19 protein-coding genes and 1 pseudogene are annotated in these 21,483 nt (G+C 67.5%); 16 read left to right on the top strand and 4 right to left on the bottom strand.

The window, feature by feature from the left end; all coding sequences use genetic code 11:
• The 13 genes from ACLBYA_RS14980 (at window position 1) to ACLBYA_RS14920 (ending at window position 13,903) form a co-directional block, all read left to right on the top strand.
• The gene (locus ACLBYA_RS14980; protein ID WP_447710206.1) at window positions 1-852 is read left to right on the top strand and encodes an FAS1-like dehydratase domain-containing protein; all 852 of its coding nucleotides are present in this window, start codon (window positions 1-3) and stop codon (window positions 850-852) included.
• Window positions 849-1,655, top strand: a complete 807-nt coding sequence (locus ACLBYA_RS14975) for an HpcH/HpaI aldolase/citrate lyase family protein (RefSeq protein WP_447710205.1) — start codon at window positions 849-851, stop codon at window positions 1,653-1,655. The genes ACLBYA_RS14980 and ACLBYA_RS14975 overlap by 4 nt, the downstream gene beginning before the upstream one ends.
• A gap of 200 nt (window positions 1,656-1,855) precedes the next feature.
• A complete protein-coding gene (locus tag ACLBYA_RS14970; protein ID WP_447710204.1) occupies window positions 1,856-2,596 on the top strand; it encodes a GntR family transcriptional regulator in 741 nt (246 codons plus the stop codon).
• A gap of 14 nt (window positions 2,597-2,610) precedes the next feature.
• Entirely contained in the window at window positions 2,611-3,453 is an 843-nt protein-coding gene (locus ACLBYA_RS14965; protein ID WP_447710203.1) for an IclR family transcriptional regulator, read from the top strand.
• A 309-nt stretch (window positions 3,454-3,762) separates the two neighbouring features.
• On the top strand, window positions 3,763-4,767 hold the full coding sequence (locus tag ACLBYA_RS14960; RefSeq protein ID WP_447710202.1) for a Bug family tripartite tricarboxylate transporter substrate binding protein: 1,005 nt from the start codon (window positions 3,763-3,765) through the stop codon (window positions 4,765-4,767).
• Window positions 4,751-5,242: a tripartite tricarboxylate transporter TctB family protein gene (locus ACLBYA_RS14955; RefSeq protein WP_447710201.1), complete on the top strand. Its 492-nt coding sequence runs from the start codon at window positions 4,751-4,753 to the stop codon at window positions 5,240-5,242. Before ACLBYA_RS14960 ends, ACLBYA_RS14955 begins: the two co-directional genes overlap by 17 nt.
• Window positions 5,242-6,786 (top strand): tripartite tricarboxylate transporter permease, encoded by a 1,545-nt coding sequence (locus ACLBYA_RS14950; RefSeq protein ID WP_447710200.1) that lies wholly within the window; start codon window positions 5,242-5,244, stop codon window positions 6,784-6,786. Before ACLBYA_RS14955 ends, ACLBYA_RS14950 begins: the two co-directional genes overlap by 1 nt.
• Window positions 6,787-6,798: 12 nt before the next feature.
• On the top strand, window positions 6,799-7,542 hold the full coding sequence (locus ACLBYA_RS14945; RefSeq protein ID WP_447710199.1) for an SDR family NAD(P)-dependent oxidoreductase: 744 nt from the start codon (window positions 6,799-6,801) through the stop codon (window positions 7,540-7,542).
• A 44-nt stretch (window positions 7,543-7,586) separates the two neighbouring features.
• Window positions 7,587-8,966, top strand: a complete 1,380-nt coding sequence (locus tag ACLBYA_RS14940) for an MmgE/PrpD family protein (RefSeq protein ID WP_447710198.1) — start codon at window positions 7,587-7,589, stop codon at window positions 8,964-8,966.
• Window positions 8,963-10,192, top strand: coding sequence for an MmgE/PrpD family protein (locus ACLBYA_RS14935; RefSeq protein WP_447710197.1), 1,230 nt, complete (start codon window positions 8,963-8,965; stop codon window positions 10,190-10,192). Before ACLBYA_RS14940 ends, ACLBYA_RS14935 begins: the two co-directional genes overlap by 4 nt.
• Window positions 10,192-11,532: an MmgE/PrpD family protein gene (locus ACLBYA_RS14930; protein WP_447710196.1), complete on the top strand. Its 1,341-nt coding sequence runs from the start codon at window positions 10,192-10,194 to the stop codon at window positions 11,530-11,532. The genes ACLBYA_RS14935 and ACLBYA_RS14930 overlap by 1 nt, the downstream gene beginning before the upstream one ends.
• The gene (locus tag ACLBYA_RS14925) at window positions 11,529-12,851 is read left to right on the top strand and encodes an MmgE/PrpD family protein (protein ID WP_447710195.1); all 1,323 of its coding nucleotides are present in this window, start codon (window positions 11,529-11,531) and stop codon (window positions 12,849-12,851) included. The genes ACLBYA_RS14930 and ACLBYA_RS14925 overlap by 4 nt, the downstream gene beginning before the upstream one ends.
• Window positions 12,852-12,859: 8 nt before the next feature.
• The gene (locus ACLBYA_RS14920; RefSeq protein WP_447710194.1) at window positions 12,860-13,903 is read left to right on the top strand and encodes an AbrB family transcriptional regulator; all 1,044 of its coding nucleotides are present in this window, start codon (window positions 12,860-12,862) and stop codon (window positions 13,901-13,903) included.
• Window positions 13,904-13,920: 17 nt separating this feature from the next.
• Here ACLBYA_RS14920 and ACLBYA_RS14915 read toward each other — a convergent pair whose 3' ends face one another.
• Together ACLBYA_RS14915 and ACLBYA_RS14910 are read right to left on the bottom strand one after the other, a co-directional pair.
• On the bottom strand, window positions 13,921-14,400 hold the full coding sequence (locus ACLBYA_RS14915; RefSeq protein ID WP_447710193.1) for a hypothetical protein: 480 nt from the start codon (window positions 14,398-14,400) through the stop codon (window positions 13,921-13,923).
• 282 nt (window positions 14,401-14,682) lie between these two features.
• Window positions 14,683-15,831, bottom strand: coding sequence for an AI-2E family transporter (locus ACLBYA_RS14910; RefSeq protein ID WP_447710192.1), 1,149 nt, complete (start codon window positions 15,829-15,831; stop codon window positions 14,683-14,685).
• 63 nt (window positions 15,832-15,894) lie between these two features.
• Here ACLBYA_RS14910 and ACLBYA_RS14905 point away from each other — a divergent pair.
• Window positions 15,895-16,500 (top strand): annotated as a pseudogene (locus ACLBYA_RS14905) (carboxymuconolactone decarboxylase family protein); the annotation flags it as partial.
• Here the strand turns inward: ACLBYA_RS14905 and sigJ are convergent.
• Window positions 16,442-17,374 (bottom strand): RNA polymerase sigma factor SigJ, encoded by a 933-nt coding sequence (sigJ, locus tag ACLBYA_RS14900; protein ID WP_447710191.1) that lies wholly within the window; start codon window positions 17,372-17,374, stop codon window positions 16,442-16,444. The pseudogene ACLBYA_RS14905 and the gene sigJ overlap by 59 nt on opposite strands.
• A gap of 124 nt (window positions 17,375-17,498) precedes the next feature.
• Between sigJ and ACLBYA_RS14895 the strand changes: the two genes are divergently transcribed.
• Window positions 17,499-19,007, top strand: coding sequence for an APC family permease (locus tag ACLBYA_RS14895; protein WP_447710190.1), 1,509 nt, complete (start codon window positions 17,499-17,501; stop codon window positions 19,005-19,007).
• 21 nt (window positions 19,008-19,028) lie between these two features.
• Window positions 19,029-19,889 (top strand): universal stress protein, encoded by an 861-nt coding sequence (locus tag ACLBYA_RS14890; protein WP_447710189.1) that lies wholly within the window; start codon window positions 19,029-19,031, stop codon window positions 19,887-19,889.
• Window positions 19,890-19,943: 54 nt separating this feature from the next.
• On the opposite strand, the gene ACLBYA_RS14885 is transcribed toward ACLBYA_RS14890, so the two are convergent.
• The gene (locus ACLBYA_RS14885) at window positions 19,944-21,434 is read right to left on the bottom strand and encodes a gamma-aminobutyraldehyde dehydrogenase (RefSeq protein WP_447710188.1); all 1,491 of its coding nucleotides are present in this window, start codon (window positions 21,432-21,434) and stop codon (window positions 19,944-19,946) included.
• Window positions 21,435-21,483 lie beyond the last annotated feature (49 nt).

The following is a 21,483-nucleotide window of genomic DNA, read 5'->3' as shown; positions in this document are numbered from 1 at the left end:
ATGTCCCTCGACCGGTACATCCAGGACTGGAATCCGACCCCGCTGTCCAGCACGGAGGTTGTTGATGCCGACATCGCCGCACGGTTCGCGGTGACACTGGACCTGGACATCACCGTCGCCGATGGTGATCCGCTGCCGCCGATGTGGCACTGGTTCTACTTCACCGAGTTCCCGCCCACCGCGGACCTCGGTGCTGATGGGCATCCGCGCGACGGGCACTTCCTGCCACCGATCCCCCACCGCCGCCGGATGTTCGCCGGCGCGCGGCTGCAGATCCACGAGCCCATGCGGCTGGGGCAGTCGGCCACCCGCCGATCAGAGGTGGTGACCACCAAGGTCAAGCAGGGTAAGACCGGCGAACTGCTGTTCGTCACGGTGCGCAACGAGTTCAGCCAGGACGACCGGGTGCACATGACCGAAGAACAGGACCTGGTGTACCGCAGCGATTCCGGAGCGGCGACCCCGTTCGTCAAGGTCGACGATCCACTTGAGGCACCCCGCACGCCGTGGGTCTCCGAACCGAAGACCCATCCGGCCCTGCTCTTCCGGTTCAGCGCGCTCACCGCGAATGCGCACCGCATCCATTACGACCAGCAGTACACCACTACCGTCGAAGGCTTTCCAGGCCTGGTGGTGCACGGTCCGTTGCTGGCGCTGTACATGTCCGAACTCGCCCGCACACAAAGTGATCGACCGTTGCAGTCCTTCGATTTCCGGCTGTCCAAGCCGGTGTTCGTCGGCGACCCGATCCGGGCGCAGGGCACCCCGGCCGCCGGCGGCGACACCGCGGAACTGTCGGTCATCTCCGGTGCCGGCACCGTGCACGCCACCGCCACGGCCGGTTATCTATGACCGTCCGCACCGCCCGCTCACTGCTGTTCGTGCCAGGTAATCGGCCGCGACGGTTCGACAAAGCCGTTGCCGCACAGCCCGATATCGTGATCATCGACCTCGAGGATGCGGTCTGCGCCGACGACAAGGTCACCGCCCGCGAGCAGACCGCGTCCTGGCTGGCCGCGGGCAACACCGCGATGGTACGGATCAACGCCGCCCAGACTCCCTGGTATGACGACGATCTCGCGCTCATCGCGCAATACCGGGTACCGGTGATGCCGGCCAAGTCGGAAACGGCCGAGCAGATCGAGCGGATCACCGCCGCGGCACCGGGCGCACCGGTGGTGCCGCTGATCGAGACGGCGGCCGGGATCGCGGGGGCGGCGGCGCTCTGCGCGGCGCCGGGCGTGGCCCGGGTGGCGTTCGGCAGTATCGACCTGGGCAACGAACTCGGTGTCGATCCGGAGAACCGCGACGCACTGCTGCTGCACCGCAGCCTGTTGGTGCTGGCGTCGGCGGCCGCCGGGCTTGCCCCGCCGATCGACGGCGTGACCACCACCTTCACCGATCCCGAGCCGGTGGTCGACGATTTCCGGTACGCCCGCAGCCTGGGCATGACCGCCAAACTGTGCATCCACCCGGCCCAGGTGGCCGCGGTGCACCGGGCGGCGGCCCCCACCGATTCCGAGATCGTGTGGGCCACCGAGGTGGTCGCTGCCGCTGAGTCCTCCGACGGCTCGGCCGTGGCGCTCGACGGCCGGATGGTCGATCTTCCCGTCGTCGAACGCGCCCGGCGGATCCTGGCCACCGCGGAGCGCTGAGCCGGGCGGCGACCCGCCACAAATGTACGCACAAATCATCACCCATGCCCCCGGCTCCGGTACCGTGAGCGGTGACGAGCGCACCGCCGAGTGCCGCTCTGGCTGGCATAACAGGGTGTGACGCGCCGAGGCGCGCACATTGACATTTGGCGGCATGTTTGCGTACATATGCGGATCGGCGCGACGCGAAGGGAGGCCGCATGACGGTGGAGCAGAGCACCGGACCGGCGTATCAGCGCATCGCCGAGTCGCTGCGCCAGACGATCCTGCGCTCCCGTGATGCCGAAGTTCGCCTGCCCACCGAGGCCGAACTGGCCGAACAGCACGGCGTCAGTCGCCAGACCGTGCGCCGGGCCTACCAGGAGCTGGTATCCGACGGTCTGGTCACCCGCACCCCGGGACGCGGCTCGTTCGCCGCCGGCGGCGGTTCGCAGTACCTGCGTCGCTTCGGCACGGTAGAGGATCTCATGAGCCTGTCGGTGGACACCGAGATGGAAGTGCTGACTCCGCTGGCCCGCCGCATCGACATCGAGGCTGCCGGCCGCCTAGGCCTGGCCCATGACGCCGTCACCACGGTGTCGTTCCGCCGGCTGCACCTGGGCGTGCCGTTCTGCGTCACCGACGTCTACCTGCCGACCGAAGTCGGAGCGCTGATCGCCGACGCACCCGAGGTGCAACGGGGTGCGCGCAGCGCGCGCACCATCATCGGGCTGCTCGATCCGGTCTTGGAGGAGCCGATCGGTGGCGCCGACCAGACCATCACGGTCGCGTCGGCCGACGCCAGGGTGGCGGCCGCGACCGACTGCGAACCCGGCGAGCCGATGCTGCGCATCGACCGGATGTACCGAACGATCAGCGGGGAGGCAGTGGAACTCGCGGTGTCCAGGTTCGTGAACTCGCTCTACAGCTACCGATCCAGCCTGCGCCGCGCGCGCACGTGACCGAGGGGACTCCGGTGCCGGACGCAGACGAGAACCAGGGCGAATCCAACGATTCCCTGTTCGCCCCGCAGAGCGGGATCGCCGCGGTCGACCGTGCGGTGGCCGTGCTGGATGTCTTCACCCGCGGTCAGTTGCGGTTGGGCGTCAGTGACGTCGCACGGGCCACCGGGCTGAGCACCAGTACCGCCCACCGGGTGTTGGCGGCACTGAGCACCCACGGACTCGTGACCAAGGTCGGCCCCAACTACGCCCTGGGACCGCGGATCCTGCAGCTTGCGGCGGCCGCTCGCGATACCGGCAACCTGACCGCGGTGGCCCGCCCGGTGATGACCCGGCTGCGCGACGCCACCGGAGAAACTGTCGGCCTGCACGTGGTCAAGGGCGGCGGACGCTTCGTGATCGACCAGGTGGAGAGCACCCAACCGCTGCGACGGACCTACACCGAATGGGGACAGTCCATCCCGCTGCACCAGGGTGCTCCGAGCCGGCTGTTGCTGGCCTATTCCGACGAACAGACCATCGCCGCGGTGCTCAGTGGGCCGTTCGAGAGCATCACCGACAGCACCGTGGTGACCCGCGACGAGCTGATCCGGCAGATCGAACTGGTGCGACAGAAGGGCTACACCTTCTCGTTCGAGGAGCGGGTGGCCGGGATCCGGTCGATCGCGGTGCCGCTGTGGGACTACACCGGAGCCGTCATCGCGGCCATGAGCGTCACCGGGCCCGCCATCCGGGTGACCGAGGACTGGATGTACCGCGCCCTGCCCACCATCCTGGCGGCCGCCGCGGATATCTCGGCCGAGTTGGGCTTTCTGCCGCCCGGCACGGCAAATCAGTCGTCTCTCGGCATGCAGTGACGGTTGACACACCTCTCCACGCGGGCATAGTCTTCCCGCTATACGGATAACCATCCCGCCCTACGGGAAAAATTCGCCACGGATCATCTCCGGGACGAATCCGCCCGCGCGGGGTTCTGTGCGACCGTGACGATGTCCGCCACTATGGCCGTACCAATTGGTGACCTCCGACAGTGCTGTGCGTCGCCCAATTTATTGGCCCTGACCAGCAGTGTTACGAAATCAAGTAAATCTCGCCAGAGGACTTGACTTACAAATGTACGGCCATATGCTGATCAATGACTCAGATCACAGACGATCGGAAAACCCATGACACGTCACACCACCCGCATGATGTTCGCCGGCGCCGCGACCGTCGCCCTCACATTGTCCGGATGCGCCTCGGACGAGGCCGGCACCGATTTCGCGGGCACCCAGATCCGCTGGATCGTCTCGAGCGCGCCCGGCGGCGGTTTCGACACCACCACACGGCAATTGGAGCCCGTCTTCGCCAAGGAGCTGGGAACCACCGCCGTCGTCGAGAACCGCGAAGGTGGTGGGTACGCGATCGGCGCCCAGACCATGCTGACCAACGGCGCAGACTGCTCCAGCATCGTCACGCACGGCATCCCGCACCTGATGTTCTCGTACATGACCCAGGACGTCGACTACGACCTGGCCAGTTTCGCGCCGATCGGCGGCATCAGCATCGAACCCGGTGTGATCCGGGTCCGCAACGACGCTCCGTGGCAGAACGTGCAGGAATTCGTCGACGACGCCAAGGCCCGTCCCGGCCAGATCAAGATCAGCGTCTCGGATCTGCAGAGCAACAACTACATCGCGCTACTGCAGATGGAGCGCGATCTCGACATCGACCTCAACATCATCGGCTACGACGGTGGCGGCCCGTCCCGTACCGCCCTGATCAGCGGTGAGGTGGACGCCACCCACGCCGGCGTGTTCAACAGCCTTGCCATTGCCGATGATTCGCGTGTCATCGCCGTGAGTCAGCCCGAGAACAAGTGGCCCGAGGTCACCAACGACGCCCCACCGATCAACGAGGCCCTTGGCGTCGACCTGCCCGCCAATGCCTCCAACTACGTGATGTTCGCCTCCACCGAATGCCGGGACAACAACCCCGAGCGCTACCAGGCTCTGGTCGACGGATTGAAGGCCTCCCTGGAGAACGAGGAGTACCTCGCGACACTGGAGAAGCTGGGCGAGCAGTCCAAGGTGTCCTACCTGACGCCGGAAGAACTCGAGGATCTGGCGCAGCAGTCGCAGACCGAGATCGAAGAACTCCTGCAGGCGAACCCGAATGCCTTCGCCGGCTGAGCCCGCGGCGGCGCCCCAGGCGCCCAACGCTGCGGCCGGCAAGGCCCTGGTCGCAGCGCCCGGCCTGATCGCGGTCCTGGTCGGCGGTCTGACCTGGATGCTGTCGGTCGATCTCAACCCTGCCGACAAGGGCTACCCCCGGGCACTGGCCGCGCTGTTGATCGCCGTCGGACTCTGGAACATCGTCGCCGACCTGCGTGAGCACACCGGTGACGAGGAGCCCGATGCCGAATACGGACGCCTGGTCGCCTGGCGTGTGGTGGCCTTCGCGGCCCTGGTCGCGGTCACGGTCTGGCTGGTGAACCCGATCGGCTTCTATCCGGCCGCCGCAATCATGCTGATCGGCGGTCTGTGGATCATGGGTATCCGAAAGCCGTTGCCGCTCATCGTTTATCCCGTCGTCGTCATCGCCATCGGGTACGTGCTGTTCTCGATGCTGATCGGTGTCCCCCTACCACTGGCCCGAGGTTTCTGATGCTGGACAACATCACCGCAGGTCTGTCGCTGCTCATGCAACCGGCACCGCTGATGTGGCTCGTCGTCGGCGTCTCCGTCGGTTTCATCGTCGGGGTCCTGCCTGGCCTGAGTACCTCCAACACCGCGGCACTGCTGCTGCCGTTCGCCATCACGCTGCCGCTGGAGAACTCCCTGGTACTCATCGTGAGCATCTACGCCGGAGCACAATTCGGCGGCGCCGTGCCCGCGATCCTGTTCAACGTGCCCGGCGAGGCCGGGTCTGCCGTCACGGCGCTGGACGGTTATCCGCTGGCCAAGAAGGGCCAGGCCGGCCTGGCCATCGGCATCGCCCGGATGGCCTCGGTGCTGGGCGGGGTGATCAGCGGTTTCGTGGTGCTCTTCCTGCTGCAGCCGCTCGGCGCACTGTCCCTGAAATTCGGTGCCCGAGAGATGTTCGCCATCATCGTGCTGGGTCTGGTGGTGGCGTCCTCGCTGATGGGCGGATCGGCCCGCAAGGGCCTGATGGTGGGCCTGCTCGGCCTGCTCATCGCCGTCGTCGGGGTCAGCCCCTCCACCGCCGAAACACGGTTCACCTTCGGCGAATTGCAGCTCTATGACGGTGTTCCGTTCCTGGCCGCCCTCATCGGCGTCTTCGCCATCACCGAGATGCTGATGCTGGTGGGCTCGAAGTTGATGGCGCAGCGCCAGAAGGAACAGACCGTCACCTCCGGTGGATTGCGCAAGGAGACCCGCGATGCGATCGACGGTGTCAAGGCGACGCTGAAGCAACCGGGCGCCGTGGGACGCGCCAGCACCGTCGGCATCGTGCTCGGCATCATCCCGGGACTCGGTGCGGCCGTGGCGAACTTCATCAGCTACTCCTTCGAGAAGCGCCGCTCCAAGACTCCCGAGGAGTTCGGCAAGGGCAGCCACAAGGGCATCATCGCCTCGGAGGCCTGTGACAATGCCGTCGCCAGCGCCAGCCTGATCCCCACGTTCACCCTCGGCATACCCGGCAGCGCGACCATGGCCGTCGTGCTGGCAGCGTTCTACCTGCAGGGCATCCAGCCCGGTCCGCGGGTGCTGCAGGAGAACAGCGGTGAGGTGTATGCCGTGGCGCTGGCCCTTATCGCGGCCAGCATCCTGATCCTGCCGCTGGGCGTGCTGCTGGCCGGCCCGCTGGCCTCCGTCACCAAGGTGCCGCTGTCCTTCCTGGTGCCGACGGTGCTGTTCATGTCGATGGTCGGCGTCTACGCGATCCGTAACTCGATCTTCGATGTCGGCCTGGCCCTGTTCTTCGGTGTTCTGGGACTGCTGTTGCGGCTCAACGGCTATCCGGTGATCCCGCTCATTCTGGGGATCATCCTGGGGCCGCTGGCCGAGGAGTATCTGCTGCGCAGCCTGCAGCTTGCCGACGGCCCGGGTTACTTCTTCGGCTCCGTGGTGGTCAACATCCTGTGGGCACTGCTGGTGGCGGCGCTGGCGTTCATGGCCTTCTCCAACCTCCGAAGCAAGCGCCGTGACCGCGAAGCCGTCAAAGAACCTGTGGACCAACACAACTAGAGAGGAGGCCCGGTGCGGGCCGCAATCGTGACGGGGGCCAGCCGCAATATCGGGTTGGCCATCTCCCGCCGCCTACTTCACGACGGCTGGAACGTCTGCCTCACCGCGCGTGACGCCGACGCGGTGGCAGCAGCCGCCGACAGTCTGGACGCGCCGGAGTCGGTCCGCTGGTTCGCCGGCGACATCGGCGCCGAAGCAGATGTCTCCCGACTGGTCGCCGAGGTCGAAAGTAACTGGGGCGGCGTGGATGCCGTGATCAACAATGCCGGTATCCGGGCACACGGGCCCATCGAGACGATGACGGTGCAGAACTGGGACGCGGTGTTGTCGACCGTTCTCACCGGCGCCTTCCTCACCACCCGGGCGGTACTGCCGCGGATGCGGGATCGGGGTTGGGGACGCATCGTCAACGTCGCGGGCATGTCAGGGCAGTCCGGGGCTTCGGGGCGAACTCCGGTGGTATCGGCCAAGTCCGGGCTCATCGGTCTGACCAAGGCCTGTGCGCACGAGGCGGATGGGTCCGGTGTCACGGTGAATGCCATCTCGCCCGGGCACATCGATACCCAGCGCAGGCCTGGTCTGGGCGATTCGGTTGTCGCCGAACAGCATTACCAGCACCTCAGCACGTCGGGTAACCCGGTCGGGCGGATCGGGACCGTCGAGGACGTCGCCGGTGCCGTGTCATTCCTTTGCGGACCGGACGCCGGTTATGTCACCGGGCAGGTCCTGTCCGTCAACGGTGGCGCCTATATGTGACACAAGGATCCTGCGTCACAACACTTTTGCAGAAAGGAACCATCATGGTTGCCGAGATCAGCGCGCAGACGCGCCGGCTCGCCGAACATCTGAGCTCCGCCGCGGGGACGGCACTGCCGCTGGAGGTGAGCCACAAGACCAAACACCACATCATCGACACCATCGCCGCGATGGTGTCGGGTGCGAAACTCCCGCCCGGAGAACGCGGTCTGGCCTATGTGGGATCCGCCGCCGACGGCGCCAGCGTGCTCGTCGGCGGCGGCCGGACCGACCCGGTCAACGCCGCACTGGCCAACGGGATGTCGGCACACGCCGACGAGACCGACGACTCGCACGCCCGGTCCATCAGTCATCCGGGCTGCGGTGTGGTGCCTGCGGTCCTGGCGGTCGGCGACCTGCAACACAGCACCGGTGAGCAGGTCCTGCGGGCCGTCGCCGCCGGGTACGACGTCGGGACCCGGGTCGTACTCGGTCTCGGAAAGCCGGTGTTGAACACCGAATCCAGCGGCCGCAGCACACACGCCTACTGCGGCCTGTTCGGTGCCGCCGCCGGCGCTGCGGTGTTGTACGGCCTCGACGAGGAACAGGCACGGCACGCCCTGTCGTACGCTGCGCAGAGCGCCGCGGGTGTGACCAGTTGGGTTCGCGATCCCAATCACGTCGAGAAGGCCTTCGTGTTCGCGGGAATGCCCGCATCCAACGGGGTGCGGGCGGCGGCGATGGTGGCGTCGGGCTGTGATGGCGTGGCCGACGTGTTCAGCGCGGTACCCAACTTCCTGGACGCGCTGTCCACCGATGTCCGGCGTGACGAGCTGGCAGACGGCCTGGGTGAGCGCTACGAGATCATGCACACCAACATCAAGAAGTTCGCGGTCGGGTCCCCGGCACAGGCCGCAGTCCAGGCCGTGCTCGAGCTGAGTGAAGAGGAACCGATCGATCCGGCCGAGGTGGCAGCCATCCGAATCGTGTTGCCGCACGACCTGTGCCGCGTGGTGGACAACCGGTCGATGCCCGATATCTGCTGCCAGTACCTGGTGGCGGGCACCCTGGTGGATCGTGCGTTCACCTTCGCCATGGCCCACGACGACGCACGGATGTCCGACCCGGTGATCACGTCGCTGCGTGCGGTCACCGAACTCGTCGCCGACCCAGACAAGGCCGGTGTGCGTACCGCCGACGTGACCGTCACCCTCAAGGACGGCCGGGTCCGGCAGCGCTACGTCGGCGCCGTTCGCGGCACCGTCGACGACCCGATGAGCGATGCCGAGATCACCGCCAAGGCAGTGGATCTGATGGAGCCGGTGTTGGGGGCCGAGGCCACCGCCCGGCTGATGGACACCCTGTGGTCGCTGGAGACCTGTGCCGATATCACCGAGGTGACCGCGATGCTGTCCGCCGATGTGTACGCGCGGGCCGGCCGATGACCCTGGAGATGTCGGCCGACGTGCACAGTGCCGCAGTGTCATTGGCGCAGTGGGCCGTCGACGCGGTGCCGACAGCCGCCGACCACGACCTGGCACAGACCGCATTGATCGACACCGTGGCGGTCGCGATCGCCGGTGCCGATCACCCGGTGACCAGACTGGTGGCCCGATTGCCCACCGGTGCCCGCTGGGCCGCCCAGGCACACGTCGTGGACTATGACGACCTGCATCTGCCGTCCACCACCCACATCAGCACGGTGTGTGTTCCGGCGGCCGCCGCGACCGGCGGTGATGCCCGGGCGTACCTGGCCGGTGCCGGCGTGATGGCCCGCCTGGGCACCGCACTCGGCTGGTCGCACTACGCACGGGGCTGGCATGCCACCTCCACCACCGCCCCCGTCGCGGCCGCCGCCGTGGCGGGCACCGCGATGGGACTGGACGCCGACCGGCTGGCCACCGCCATGGCCCTCGCGGTCTCCAGCGCCGGTGGTGTGCAACGGGCCTTCGGCAGTGACGCCAAGTCCATCCAGGTGGGCCTGGCCGTCGATGCAGGGATCCGCGCCGCCACCCTGGCCGCCGCCGGTGCGGGCGCGGACCTGCGGGTGATCGATGCCTGGCTGAACCTGGTGTCCGAGCCGCCCTTCGATCTGGCGCTGGAGGACGCCCAGATGGTGCCCGGTGGGCTCGCCGTCAAGGTCTACCCGTGTTGTTATGCGCTGCAACGGCCCATCGCCTGCGCCGCCGAGACCGCCGCCGGGCTGGCCTCCGCCGATGTCGAGCGCATCGACATCTGGCTCACCGAGTCCGCGGTACAACCGCTGGTGCATCACCGTCCCATCTCGGGGCTGGAGGCCAAGTTCTGCCTGGAGCATGCGCTGGCCGTGGGTGTCACCGACGGATTCGCCGGATTCGACAGCTTCTCCGACGAATCCGTGCACCGGCCCGAGGTCGCCCGGTTGACCCGCAGTGTGCAGGTCCACCTCTCCCCCGGCGGCAACGGCCTGCTGGAGGACACCGTGCGGGTGCAACTGACCACCGTCGACGGCACCACCCGGTCCGGTGAGATCGACATCCCGCCGGGTGCACCGGGGCGACCGGTGACCCGAGATCAATTGGCGCAGAAGGTACGCAACTGCGCGGGCGACCGCGCCGAGGACGTACTGAACGCCCGCTGGGCAGACCTGCCCGCACTCTTCGACAACGCACCGACAGCAAAGGACGTTTGATGATCGATCTGACCGATTTGGCCGCCCAGGCGCTGGCGGTCGCCGACCGGGTCGAGGGCGAGGTTCAGGCCGAAGCCGTGCGCAGCCTGCTCAATGTCGTCGGCACCACCATCGGTGCCGCCGCCACCCCGGAGACCGACATCGTGGCCGCGGGGATGCGCCGATCCGGTGCGCCCGGAGACGTTCCCGTTCCCGGCCGCTCGGATACCTTCGATGCACCATCGGCGGCACTGCTCACCGGATTTGCCGCGCATCTCGACGATTTCGACGACACGCATCTGGCCACCGTCGTCCACCCCGGCGCGGCCACCCTGGGCGCCGCACTCGGCGCCAGTTGGTGCCACGACCGCACCGGCGACGAATTGCTGCGCGCCTTCGCCGTCGGCATCGAACTGCAGCTGCGGGTGGCGGTCGCGATGTCGCCGTCGCACTATGACGCGGGCTGGCACATCACCGGCACCGTGGGCCCGATCGGTGCGGCGATGGCCGCCGCCATGTTGATGGGACTGGACGCCGAAACCACCGGCCGCGCCATCGGTGTGGCGTCGAGCATGGCGATCGGTCACCGCGAGGGGTTCGGCACCATGAACAAGCCGCTGCACCCCGGCAAGGCGGCGGCCAACGGACTGGTGGCGGCCACCGTCGCCGCACACGGCCTGACCGCCTCCCCCACTGCGCTGGACGGCCCGCGCGGCTATTTCCGGGTGCTGGCACCAGAACTCGACGAGTCCAAGCTGCTCGACGACTGGGGAACACGCTGGGAACTGCTCGACAACACCTACAAGCCGTATCCGTGCGGCATCGTCAGCCATCCGGCGATCGAGGCCGCCGAGGAACTGCACCAGCTGATCGGTGGCCGCGAGGTCACGCGGGTGGACGTGCGCTGCCACCCGCTGGTGGTCGAGCTGACCGGTAACCCCGACCCGTCCGACGGGCTGGCGGCGCGGTTCTCCACCATCCACGGGGTCGCCAGCGGTGTGCTGCAGGGACCGGTCGATCTGAAATCGTACGAGGACCCCAACGTGCGCTCGGCACCGCTGGTCCAGATGCGGTCCAAGGTGGCGCTGCACCCTGATCCCGACGTGGCCAGGGCGACAGCGTTTCTCACCGCAACCCTCGCCGACGGCGCCACCGAGGAGGTCACCGTGCGTGATGCCCGCGGCAGCCTCGAGGTGCCGCTGACCGACGATCAACTCGACCGCAAGGTGCTCGCACTGGTGGAACGCACGTTGCCCGGACGTGAGAAGGAGATCGTCGAGGCCGCCCGCGGCGTGGCCACCGTTCCCAGCGCCCAGGGCTGGTTCCGCACCCTCGCCGACACGAAAGGCAACCAGGCATGAGCACCGACCTGACCAAGAAGATCAGTTCCTTTGTCGCAGAATTGAACTGGTCCAACGTCCCGGAGTCCGCCCGGGTCGCCGCCCGGCGCACCGCGGCCAACGTGATCGGGCTGTCCGTCGGAGCGGCGCACGCCCCGGCCGCCGAGGCGGTCCTGGCCGCCGCCGCCGACCTGGGCCAACACGGCGGCGCGCAGGTGCTCGGCCGCTCCGAGACCCTGACCGCGCCGTGGGCTGCGCTGGTCAACGGGCTGACCGCACACGCCGAGGACTTCGACGACACCTACCTGTCGTGCATCCTGCACCCGGGCGCGCCCATCGTGCCCGCCGCACTGGCCGCCGCCGAACTCGTCGGCGCCGACGGTGAGACGCTGATGACCGGTGTGGTGGCCGGTGTCGAGGTGGCGAGCCGGCTGGGAGACAGCCTGTGGCCCAGCCACTTCGACCGCGGCTGGCACGTTACCGCCACCACCGGTCCCGTCGGTGCGGCATGCGCGGTGGCGCGGGTGTTGGGGCTCGATGCGGCCCAGACCGCCAACGCGATCGCGATCGCCGCGACCCAGGCTGCTGGACACACCGAACAGCTGGGATCTATGACCAAGTCGTTCCAGGTTGGCCGGGCCGCGGCGACCGGTGTGGAGGCCGCACTGCTGGCCGAACAGGGTTTCACCGGTCCGGTCGAGCCCCTGGCCGGGCGCCGCGGCATGTCGGCGCTGATGGCCGCCGAGGTGGACTGGACGCCGATGGCCGATCTCGGCTGCCGCTGGCTGGTGGAATCCAACGCCCTCAAGCCGTACAGTTGCGGCATCGTCAGCCATCCGGTAATCGATGCCGGACGCCGGCTGCGAGGCACAGGAGTCACATCGGCCGAGCTGGAATCCGTTGACCTGCATGTCCATCCGCGCGTGCTCGACGTCATGGGCGTCACCGAACCCGAGGACGGGCTGCGCAGCAAGTTCTCGGTGTACCACTGCTTTGCCGTCGGGCTGGTGCGCGGTGCGGGTGGTCCGCCAGAGTTCAGCGATGACACCGCGGTGGATCCTGAGATCGCCGGTGTTCGCGGACGGGTCACCGTACACCCGAACCCCGAATTGGCCGCCGATTCCTGCCGGATGACCGCCACCCTGACCGACGGCCGGACCGTCGACCTCACCGTGGAGCACGCCACCGGCAGCACGGCCGCTCCGATGACCGATGACGAGTTGCGGACCAAGGTCGTGACGCTGGCCGGTCGACTGGACGACCCGGACCGACTGTGGGATGTGGCCTGGCGCCTGGATGAGATCGGCAGCGCGAAAGACCTTTTCGCCGTCGCCGGTTAGCCGCGCCCATGGCGTCCGCCGTGGGCCGCTGGCTGCTGCTGCTCGTCATCGTGGCGGGTGTGTCAGCCGGCTTCATCCTGATCGCGCTGCCCACCCCGCTGCTGTTCGGCGGGTTGGTCGGCGCGCTCATCTACGCGCTGGCGCGCGTTCGTGCCCCGCTGCGGCTGCCCGGCTCCTGGTTCCAGGGCGGGCAGGCCGTGGTGGGCACGATCGTCGGTTCGTCGATCGAATGGGGGACGCTGGCCGGGCTGGGCGCGCGCTGGTTCATCGTGCTGGGCATCTCGGCCTTCACCCTGATTCTCAGCGTGCTGATCGGCACCCTGTTGATCCGTCGGGGCGCGACCCCGGCGACCGCGGTGTTCTCCTCGATAGCCGGTGGCGCAATCGGTTTGACCGCCATGGCCGACGACCTGGGTGCCGATTCCCGGGTGATCGCGGTGCTTCAGTACCTGCGCTTGTTGATCGTGTTGCTCACCATGCCGGTCGTGGTGACGGTGTTCTTCGGCGCCTCGGATCAGGGTGGCGATCTCACCGGCGGCTCCGGTGACTGGCGGGTGGATCTGCCGTTCGTCGCACTGGCCGTCGCCGGCGGGCTGGTGCTGGGCAAGCTGGCGCACCTGCCGTCGCCGGCGTTGTTGGGGCCCTTGCTGTTCGCGGCGCCGCTGACGCTGGTGCCGTATTTCGCGACGGCGCAGGTACCCATGGTGATCGCCGGGCTGGGGTATCTCGCGATCGGAGTTCAGGTCGGCCTGAAGTTCACATTGGCCAGCCTCAAATCGATCGGCCGGATGGTTCCGGTGGCGATGCTGACCATCGTCGTGACCCTGGTGGCGTGCGCCGGGCTGGGCTGGGTGCTGGCGGTCACCACCGACGCCACTCCACTGGATGCCTACCTGGCGACGACGCCGGGCGGTATCTACGCGGTGATGGGCACCGCGGCCTCGACCGGCTCCGATGTCACCTTCGTGGCGGCAGCCCAGATCGTACGGATGTGTGTCGTGCTGGCCATGGCCCCGTTCATCGCGGCCTATTTCCGTCGCCGATCGGTGTGACAGTTCCCGAGCCTGAACTAGATGGCGAGATCGTCGAGATATCTCGCCACCTTCTTCAGATCGGGCAACACGTCGGGCCCGCCGGCCGTATCAAGATCGGCGCGCACCCGGGTGAGCCGCCAACCGAGTTCCCGATATCGCGCATCCTGGTCGATATCCAACGTCCGCTGCCGTGGATCGGTCCAGTGCTGGCCCCCGTCGTATTGCACGCCGACCTTCCACTCCGGCCATCCCATATCGAGTCGTCCGACGAGGATCCCGTGGTCGAAGACCTCGATCTGGGTGCGCGATGGCGGCATGCCGGCCTGTGCCAACACCAGCCGCAGCCGCGTCTCCTGGGGAGATTCCGCACCGCGGTCGGCCAGCTCCAGCACCTGCCGTAACTGGACGATGCCTGTGAATGACGATGCCTGACGGGTGAGTCCGGCTCGGCTGATCGAGCTCGGCGGGAAGCCTCGCAAGATCCACTTCGAGCCGTGCAGCGCTGCTGCCGACATGCCCGCGCAGATGCCGATCCTTCTCGACCACAACCAGGCCGCCTTCGCCTGTCGACGGGTGTCAGCACCGCACCACGCGGCGCGTAGACATCGCGGTGGATCGGGTCGAAGTGAGTTCGAAGCTGGTAGCGGTTCACCGAGCCGGCGGCCAATGCCTCAGAGCCGAGGAACACCATGTGGGTTCAGACGCAGCGCAGCGTGATCCGGTTCCGCTCTTGCCGAGCGTTGGGTTGTACCAAGAGTCGCCTCGATTCAGCCCACAAGCCAACGTTCGGCCCTGCTTCAGCTCTGGGGTTTGGACTCTTCGTCAGATTCGGCCTCAGGAACGGGTTCCGGCTCGCGTTCGGCCAGCCGCTCCCCCGTCTGCTCGGCGACCTGCTCGTCGTAGTAGCGCACGATCACCGCCACCGCGGCCGCGACCGGCACCGCGAGGAACGCGCCGATCACACCGAACGTCGAGGCGCCCAGTGTCACGGCGAGCAGCACGATCACCGCATGCAGCTTCATCGATTTGGACTGCAGCCACGGCTGCAGCACATTGCCCTCCAACTGCTGCACCGCCAGGATGACCGCCAGCACCAGCAGCGCGTTGATCGGCCCGTTGGCCACCAGCGCGATCAGCACCGCCAGACCACCGGCGACGAACGCACCGACGATCGGCACGAAGCCACCGATGAAGGTGATGATGGCCAGCGCGTAGGCCAGCGGCACCCCGAGGATCACCAGCCCGATCCCGATCAGCACCGCATCGACGAAACTCACCAGCGCCTGGGTGCGGATGAACCCGCCCAGGGTCGCCCAGATACGCGCCAAGACCTCGGCCAGATGTGGCCCGGCCGGCTTCCCGACGGTGCGGTGCAGCCACGGAATGAACCGCGGCCCGTCCTTGAGCAGGAAGAACAACACCACGACGGTGGTGAACACGGTGATGAGCGCCGACGTCGCCGCACCGACGCCGGTGAACACCCCGGTCGCGATCTGCGCGCTGCTGGTGTTCAGTTGGTCGTTGATCGCGGTCACGGCCGAATCGAGTTGTGCCTGACCGATGTTCAGCGGCGGGCCACCGAGCCAGTCGCGCACCTGCACCACACCCGCAGTGGCCTGCTCGGCCAGTTCGGTGGACTGCTCGACAATCGCCGGTGCGACCGCTGCGATCAGACCCGCGATGACGCCGATCGCCACCAGCAATATCTCCAGCGCGGCCGCGGCCGGCGGCATGCCCTTGCTGCGCAGCCAGCGCACCGGCGGCCACAGCACGGTGCACAGCACCACCGCCAACGCGACGGGCAGGATGATCACCCACGCCTCGCCCACCACCCAGGAGAAGATCCAGAGCCCGGCGGCCACCGCGACGATCTGTATCGAGACGGTGGCGGCCGAGCGCAGATGGGCACCGAAGACCGAGCCGCGGCTCGGCAGAATTCCACTCACGCCTCATCTTTACCCGCCCGTGGCGAGTTCCAACTAGAACGGCTGTCACATTCTCCCGCGCTTCCTCGTCCAACAGATATGACAACACGAATCTCTCCCCTGGCCCCCGCCGATGCGAGCCTGCTGACCCGGCTCATGTACCGGTTCGCCAAACGCAAGTTCGGCGAGGTGCCCGAACCGTTCACCGTCGCCGCGCATCACCCGCGGCTGCTGACCGCCAACGCCGTGCACGAGATGCTGCTGCAGTCGGGCTCCAAGAAGCTGCCCGCCAGCGTCCGCGAACTCGCGGTCTTCTGGACCGCCCGCACCATCGGCTGCTCCTGGTGTGTGGACTTCGGCTCGATGCTGCAGCGCCTGGACGGTCTGGACGTCGATCGGCTCAAAGACATCGACGACTACGCGACCTCCCCGCTGTTCGACGCCGACGAACGCGCTGCCATCGGCTACGCCGACGCGATGACCACCGATCCGCACAGCGTCACCGACGAGCAGGTCGCCGATCTGCGCGCGCGGTTCGGCGACGACGGTGTCATCGAGCTGACCTATCAGATCGGGGTGGAGAACATGCGGGCCCGGATGTACTCCGCGCTCGGCATCACCGAGCAGGGCTTCAACTCCGGGGACGCCTGTCGGGTGCCTTGGGCTGATCCGACAACGGAGACGCCGTGAACTTGTCGGGGTTGGCGATATCCCACACCGCACTGACCAAGCCGGCGGTGACGGTCATCGCGCTGATCCGCGGCATCAGTTCCGGGTAGCCGTCGCCGGCCGGGGCGCCCGGGGTGTAGGTGCCGAGCTCACCGTTGATCAGTACCAGCTGACTGCCGGCCAACCAGTTCGGCCCGTATCGCTGGGCGAGGCCGAACAGGAAACGGGCCACCTTGTCCGGGCCGTGGATGACGCGGGCGGCCGTAGGAGCGCGGCGGTTGGAGTCGCCGGTGAAGGTGACGTCGGGATGCAGCAGTGCCACCACGGCCTCCAAGTCACCGGCCGCGAGCGCGGCCATCAGCGCAGCGGCCACCTCGTTATGGGTGTCGGCCGACACCGCGGGTGGCGCGGACGCGGCGGCGCGGCGGGCCCGCGACGCGTGCTGGCGGGCTGCCGCGGCACTGATCCCGAGCACCTCGGCGATCTCGTCGAACGGCACCGCGAAACCGTCGTGCAGCACGAATGCGACGCGTTGCTCCGGGGTGAGGCGCTCCAGCACCACCATGGCCGCGAACCGGGCGTCGTCGGCCGCCACCACGGCGGCCAGCGGATCGTCGTCGGCCAGCCCGGTCACCACCGGTTCGGGCAGCCACTCCCCGACGTAGGTCTCCCGCCGGTGAGCGGCTGAACGTAGTTTGTCCAGGCCCAGCCGGCTGACCACCGTGGTCAGCCAGGCCCGCAGGTCGACGATCTGTTCGCCGGTTCCGTGTCGCCGCAGCCACGCATCCTGCACGATGTCCTCGGCGTCGGCGTAGGTTCCGGTGAGTCGGTACCCGACGGCCAGCAGGTACGGGCGCAGTTCCTCGAACTCGTCGGTCCACGCGCTCACCGTCATGAGCCGATTCTAGGACCGACAGCGAAGGCTGCCGCATGTAGTGATTTCGTTGTCCTGTTACCCGAATGAAAACCTTTTCGTCGTATCGATCCGTCAAGACGACGAAAACCGTATATTCCTGCCCATGGCAATCGCGGAACAACCGGCCCCGGCGACGACCGACAAGGGGCTGCAGGCGGGGGCGCTCGGCCTGGTCGGGAATGTGGTCATCGGACTGGCTGCGGTCGCACCGGCCTACAGCCTGGCGGCCACCCTGGGTTACGTCGTGCTCAACGTCGGCGACAAGGCGCCGGCGATGTTCGTCCTGGCGTTCATCCCCATGCTGCTGGTGGCCTTCGCCTACAAGGAGCTGTCGGCCGACACCCCGGACTGCGGGACCACCTTCACCTGGGGCACCAAAGCGTTCGGTCCGTGGATCGGCTGGATAGGCGGCTGGGGTCTGGCGGTGTCGGCGATCATCGTGCTCGCCAACGTCGCCGAGATCGCGGCCATCTACCTGTTCAAGTTTCTCGGGCAGGACGCGCTGGCCGAGAACCTGTTCGCCAAGGTGGCACTGGGCTCGTTCTTCATCGTCGCCATGACGCTCGTCAGTGCCCGCGGTGTGGTCGTCTCGGAGAGGATGCAGAATGTCCTGATCGCCATCCAGTTCAGCGTGCTGATCATCGCAAGCATCTGGGCATTGACGCGGGTGTTCTCCGGAACCGCAGGCGCCCAGGCCGTGTCGCCCCAGCTGTCCTGGTTGTGGCCGGCCGGGTTGGACATGTCCTCGATCGCCGCGGCCATCATCCTGTGTGTCTTCATCTACTGGGGCTGGGACGCCTGCCTGGCCGTCGGCGAGGAGACCAAGAATCCGGGCAAGACCCCGGGGATCGCCGCCGTCATCACCACGCTGATCCTGGTGTGCACCTACGTGCTGGTGGCCTATGCGGTGCAGTCGTTCGCCGGGTTCAGCGTCGTCGGCATCGGCCTGAACAACCCGAACAACACCGATGACGTGCTGACCGTGCTGGGCGAACCGGTGGGCGGCCCCATCCTGGCGTCGCTGCTGCTGCTCACGGTGTCGGTATCGGCCCTGTCCTCGACGCAGACCACCATCCTGCCCACCGCGCGCGGCACGCTGTCGATGGCCGTCTACGAGGCGCTGCCCAAGCGGTTCGCCAACGTGCACCCCAAGTACATGACGCCGGCCTTCGGCACCATCGTGATGGGCGCCATGGCCCTGTTCTTCTACCTGGTGCTGACGTTCCTGTCGGAGAACGCCCTCGCCGACTCGGTCGCCTCACTCGGCCTGGCGGTCGCCTTCTACTACGGCATCACCGCGTTCGCCTGCGTCTGGTACTTCCGCCGCACGCTGTTCACCTCGGCGCGAAACCTGTTCTTCCGCGGTATCTTCCCGCTGCTCGGCGGCACCTTCATGGCCGTCGCATTCGGCATCAGCGCCAAGGACATGATCGCCCCCGACTACGGCTACACGGCCTTCGGCCCGATCGGCGGTGTGTTCGTGCTCGGCATCGGCATGTTGGTGCTCGGCGTGCCGCTGATGTTGGCCTGCTTCGCCTTCGGCACCAAACGATTCTTCCGCGGCGAGACGCTCAACGCCGATACCGAGGTCAAGGTCCCCGATGTGTACTGATACGAAAGCGCAGGCAGCACAATGCATCTGACGGTCGGTTATCTGGCAACTCCCACCGGCGACGACGGCGTCGCGCTGGCCGCCGCGCTGGCGGCCACCTTCGATGCCGATGTCGACGTGGTGTTGGTGGTCCGCGAGGAACTGCCCGACGGGCATCCCGGTCGTGCGCAGTACCAGGAGATGCTCATCGAGAAGGGTAAGCAGTGGATCGCCAAGGCGGTCTCCACGCTGACCGGCACCGCCAAGTCCGTCGGCGCCAGTGTCCTTGTCGGTGAGTCGTTTGCCGAGGAGCTGTTGAAGTTCGCCGAGGATCACGAATCGGACCTGATCGTGGTCGGCGGTGCCCGGGACGGCTTCTTCGGTGGGCATGTGATCGGCCCGGTGTCCAGTGCGCTGCTGCACAGTTCGACCATCCCGGTGGCGCTCGCGCCGCGCGGCTACGCCGACGATGCGCCCGAGACCATCGCCTCGGTGACCGCCGCCGTGCCCAGCCGAGCCGGTGACGACAACCCGCTGCCGTTCGCGATCACCATGGCCAGTGCCGCCAGCCTGCCGATCCGGATGGTGTCGCTGGTATCCGCCGAAAACCTGGCCGAGGCCGAGGATCTCAAGGAACTGCGGGCCATGCAGGTCAGCGCCGCACAACAGAACCTGAGTGTGGCCGCCCATGCGCTGCCCGATTCACCGGATATCGAGTCGCTGGTGGCCGACGGGATGACTCTGGAATCCGCGTTGAAGAAGCTGAACTGGGACGAGGACGACATCCTGGTCGTCGGCTCCAGCCGGTTTGCCGCACCCAAGCGGATCTTCCTGGGCTCCACCGCATCCCGCATCCTGGCCGGCACCGACGCGCCGGTGATCGTCATCCCCAAGGACGAATAGCGATTTGTGGAGTTGCCGTAGGAATGGTTCCTACGGCAACTCCACAGATCGCAGCTACCGCTTGGTGAAGATGGTGCGGTGCCACTCCTTGTCGGCGGCACCGGTGATATCGCTCATCACGTGCTTGATGGTGAGGTACTCCTCAAAGCTGTACTGGCTCATGTCCTTACCGAACCCGGATGCCCCGACACCACCGTGCGGCATCTCGGAGATGATCGGGATGTGGTCGTTGATCCACACGCAGCCCGACCGGATCTCCCGCGACGCCCGCTGCGCCCGGTAGACATCCCGGGTCCACGCCGAGGCGGCCAGACCGTAGTCGGTGTCGTTGGCCTGGCGTAGCGCGTCGTCGTCATCGGTGAACGCCCGCACCGTCAGCACCGGGCCGAAGATCTCGTCGCGGTACACCTCCGAGGACTCCGACACATCGGCGATGAGCGTCGGCCGGTAGAACGCTCCAGGCAGATCGGGCGCGACGCCACCGGTGACGATCCGGCCGCCCTGATCCGGCGCCCGGGAGACCATCGCGGCGACCTTCTCACGGTGCGCAAACGAGATGAGCGGGCCCAGATCGGTGTCCTTGTCCTGCGGGTCGCCTACGACGATCTTGCTCATCACCTCGCCGACCCCGGCCACGAAGTCGTCATACAGAGCAGTAGAAACGATTGCCCGGGTGGCCGCGGTGCAGTCCTGGCCCGTGTTGATGAGCGACCCTGCGACCGCCCCGTACACGGCGGCGTCCAGGTCGGCGTCGTCGAACACCACGAACGGTGCCTTGCCGCCGAGTTCGAGCTGGGTGCGGTGGCCGTGCACGGCGGCCGCGGCCATCACCTTGCGCCCCACCGGGGTCGAGCCGGTGAAGGTCACGACGTCGACGTCACGGTGCCCGGCCAACGCGGTGCCGACATCCGCACCCGCACCGCCGATCACGTTCAGCACACCGTCGGGCACGCCGGCCTGCTTGGCGATCCGGGCCAACGTCAACGTCGTCAGCGGCGTGATCTCGGCGGGCTTGATCACCACCGCGCACCCGGCCGCCAACGCCGGGATGACCTTCCACACCGCCATCTGCAGCGGGTAGTTCCACGGGGTGATGGTGGCGACGATGCCGACCGCCTCGCGTCGGATGGCCGACGTGTGGTCCGCGGAGTATTCGGCGGACGCCTTGCCCTCCAGGTGGCGGGCCGCTCCGGCGAAGAAGGCGATGTTGTCGATGCTGCCGGGCACGTCGAACTCGGTGGCCAGCCGTACCGGCTTGCCGCACTGCGCCACTTCCTCGGCGATGAAGGTGTCGGCCTCGGCCTCCATGAGCTCGGCCAGTTTGGCCAGCACGCCGGCGCGCTCCACCGGCGGCGCGGCCGCCCAGGCGGGCTGCGCGGCACGCGCGGCGGCCACCGCGGCATCAACATCGGCGACGGTGGCCAGCGCATATGTCGCGGCAACGCCGCCGGTGGCGGGATTGATGACCTCGAAAGCCGGTCCTGCCGTCGTCACTGGGGCACCATTGATCCAACTGCCGGCGATTGCCGGTTTTTGAGAACTCACAGTCGTCCAGGCTACGCATTCCGGCGATCCACAGCATCACGAACGCCTG

Source organism: Mycobacterium sp. C31M, assembly GCF_053345865.1.
Note: the sequence above shows the minus strand (reverse complement) of the source record. Positions and strands in the feature narration are given on the sequence as shown.

What these genes read in the sequence shown, in the direction of transcription:
- ACLBYA_RS14980 (WP_447710206.1), top strand. Translation starts at nt 1, where the DNA reads ATGTCCCTCGACCGGTACATCCAGGACTGGAATCCGACCCCGCTGTCC.
- ACLBYA_RS14975 (WP_447710205.1), top strand. Translation starts at nt 849, where the DNA reads ATGACCGTCCGCACCGCCCGCTCACTGCTGTTCGTGCCAGGTAATCGG.
- ACLBYA_RS14970 (WP_447710204.1), top strand. Translation starts at nt 1,856, where the DNA reads ATGACGGTGGAGCAGAGCACCGGACCGGCGTATCAGCGCATCGCCGAG.
- ACLBYA_RS14960 (WP_447710202.1), top strand. Translation starts at nt 3,763, where the DNA reads ATGACACGTCACACCACCCGCATGATGTTCGCCGGCGCCGCGACCGTC.
- ACLBYA_RS14955 (WP_447710201.1), top strand. Translation starts at nt 4,751, where the DNA reads ATGCCTTCGCCGGCTGAGCCCGCGGCGGCGCCCCAGGCGCCCAACGCT.
- ACLBYA_RS14950 (WP_447710200.1), top strand. Translation starts at nt 5,242, where the DNA reads ATGCTGGACAACATCACCGCAGGTCTGTCGCTGCTCATGCAACCGGCA.
- ACLBYA_RS14940 (WP_447710198.1), top strand. Translation starts at nt 7,587, where the DNA reads ATGGTTGCCGAGATCAGCGCGCAGACGCGCCGGCTCGCCGAACATCTG.
- ACLBYA_RS14935 (WP_447710197.1), top strand. Translation starts at nt 8,963, where the DNA reads ATGACCCTGGAGATGTCGGCCGACGTGCACAGTGCCGCAGTGTCATTG.
- ACLBYA_RS14930 (WP_447710196.1), top strand. Translation starts at nt 10,192, where the DNA reads ATGATCGATCTGACCGATTTGGCCGCCCAGGCGCTGGCGGTCGCCGAC.
- ACLBYA_RS14925 (WP_447710195.1), top strand. Translation starts at nt 11,529, where the DNA reads ATGAGCACCGACCTGACCAAGAAGATCAGTTCCTTTGTCGCAGAATTG.
- ACLBYA_RS14920 (WP_447710194.1), top strand. Translation starts at nt 12,860, where the DNA reads ATGGCGTCCGCCGTGGGCCGCTGGCTGCTGCTGCTCGTCATCGTGGCG.
- ACLBYA_RS14915 (WP_447710193.1), bottom strand. Translation starts at nt 14,400, where the DNA reads ATGTCGGCAGCAGCGCTGCACGGCTCGAAGTGGATCTTGCGAGGCTTC.
- sigJ (WP_447710191.1), bottom strand. Translation starts at nt 17,374, where the DNA reads ATGACGGTGAGCGCGTGGACCGACGAGTTCGAGGAACTGCGCCCGTAC.
- ACLBYA_RS14895 (WP_447710190.1), top strand. Translation starts at nt 17,499, where the DNA reads ATGGCAATCGCGGAACAACCGGCCCCGGCGACGACCGACAAGGGGCTG.
- ACLBYA_RS14890 (WP_447710189.1), top strand. Translation starts at nt 19,029, where the DNA reads ATGCATCTGACGGTCGGTTATCTGGCAACTCCCACCGGCGACGACGGC.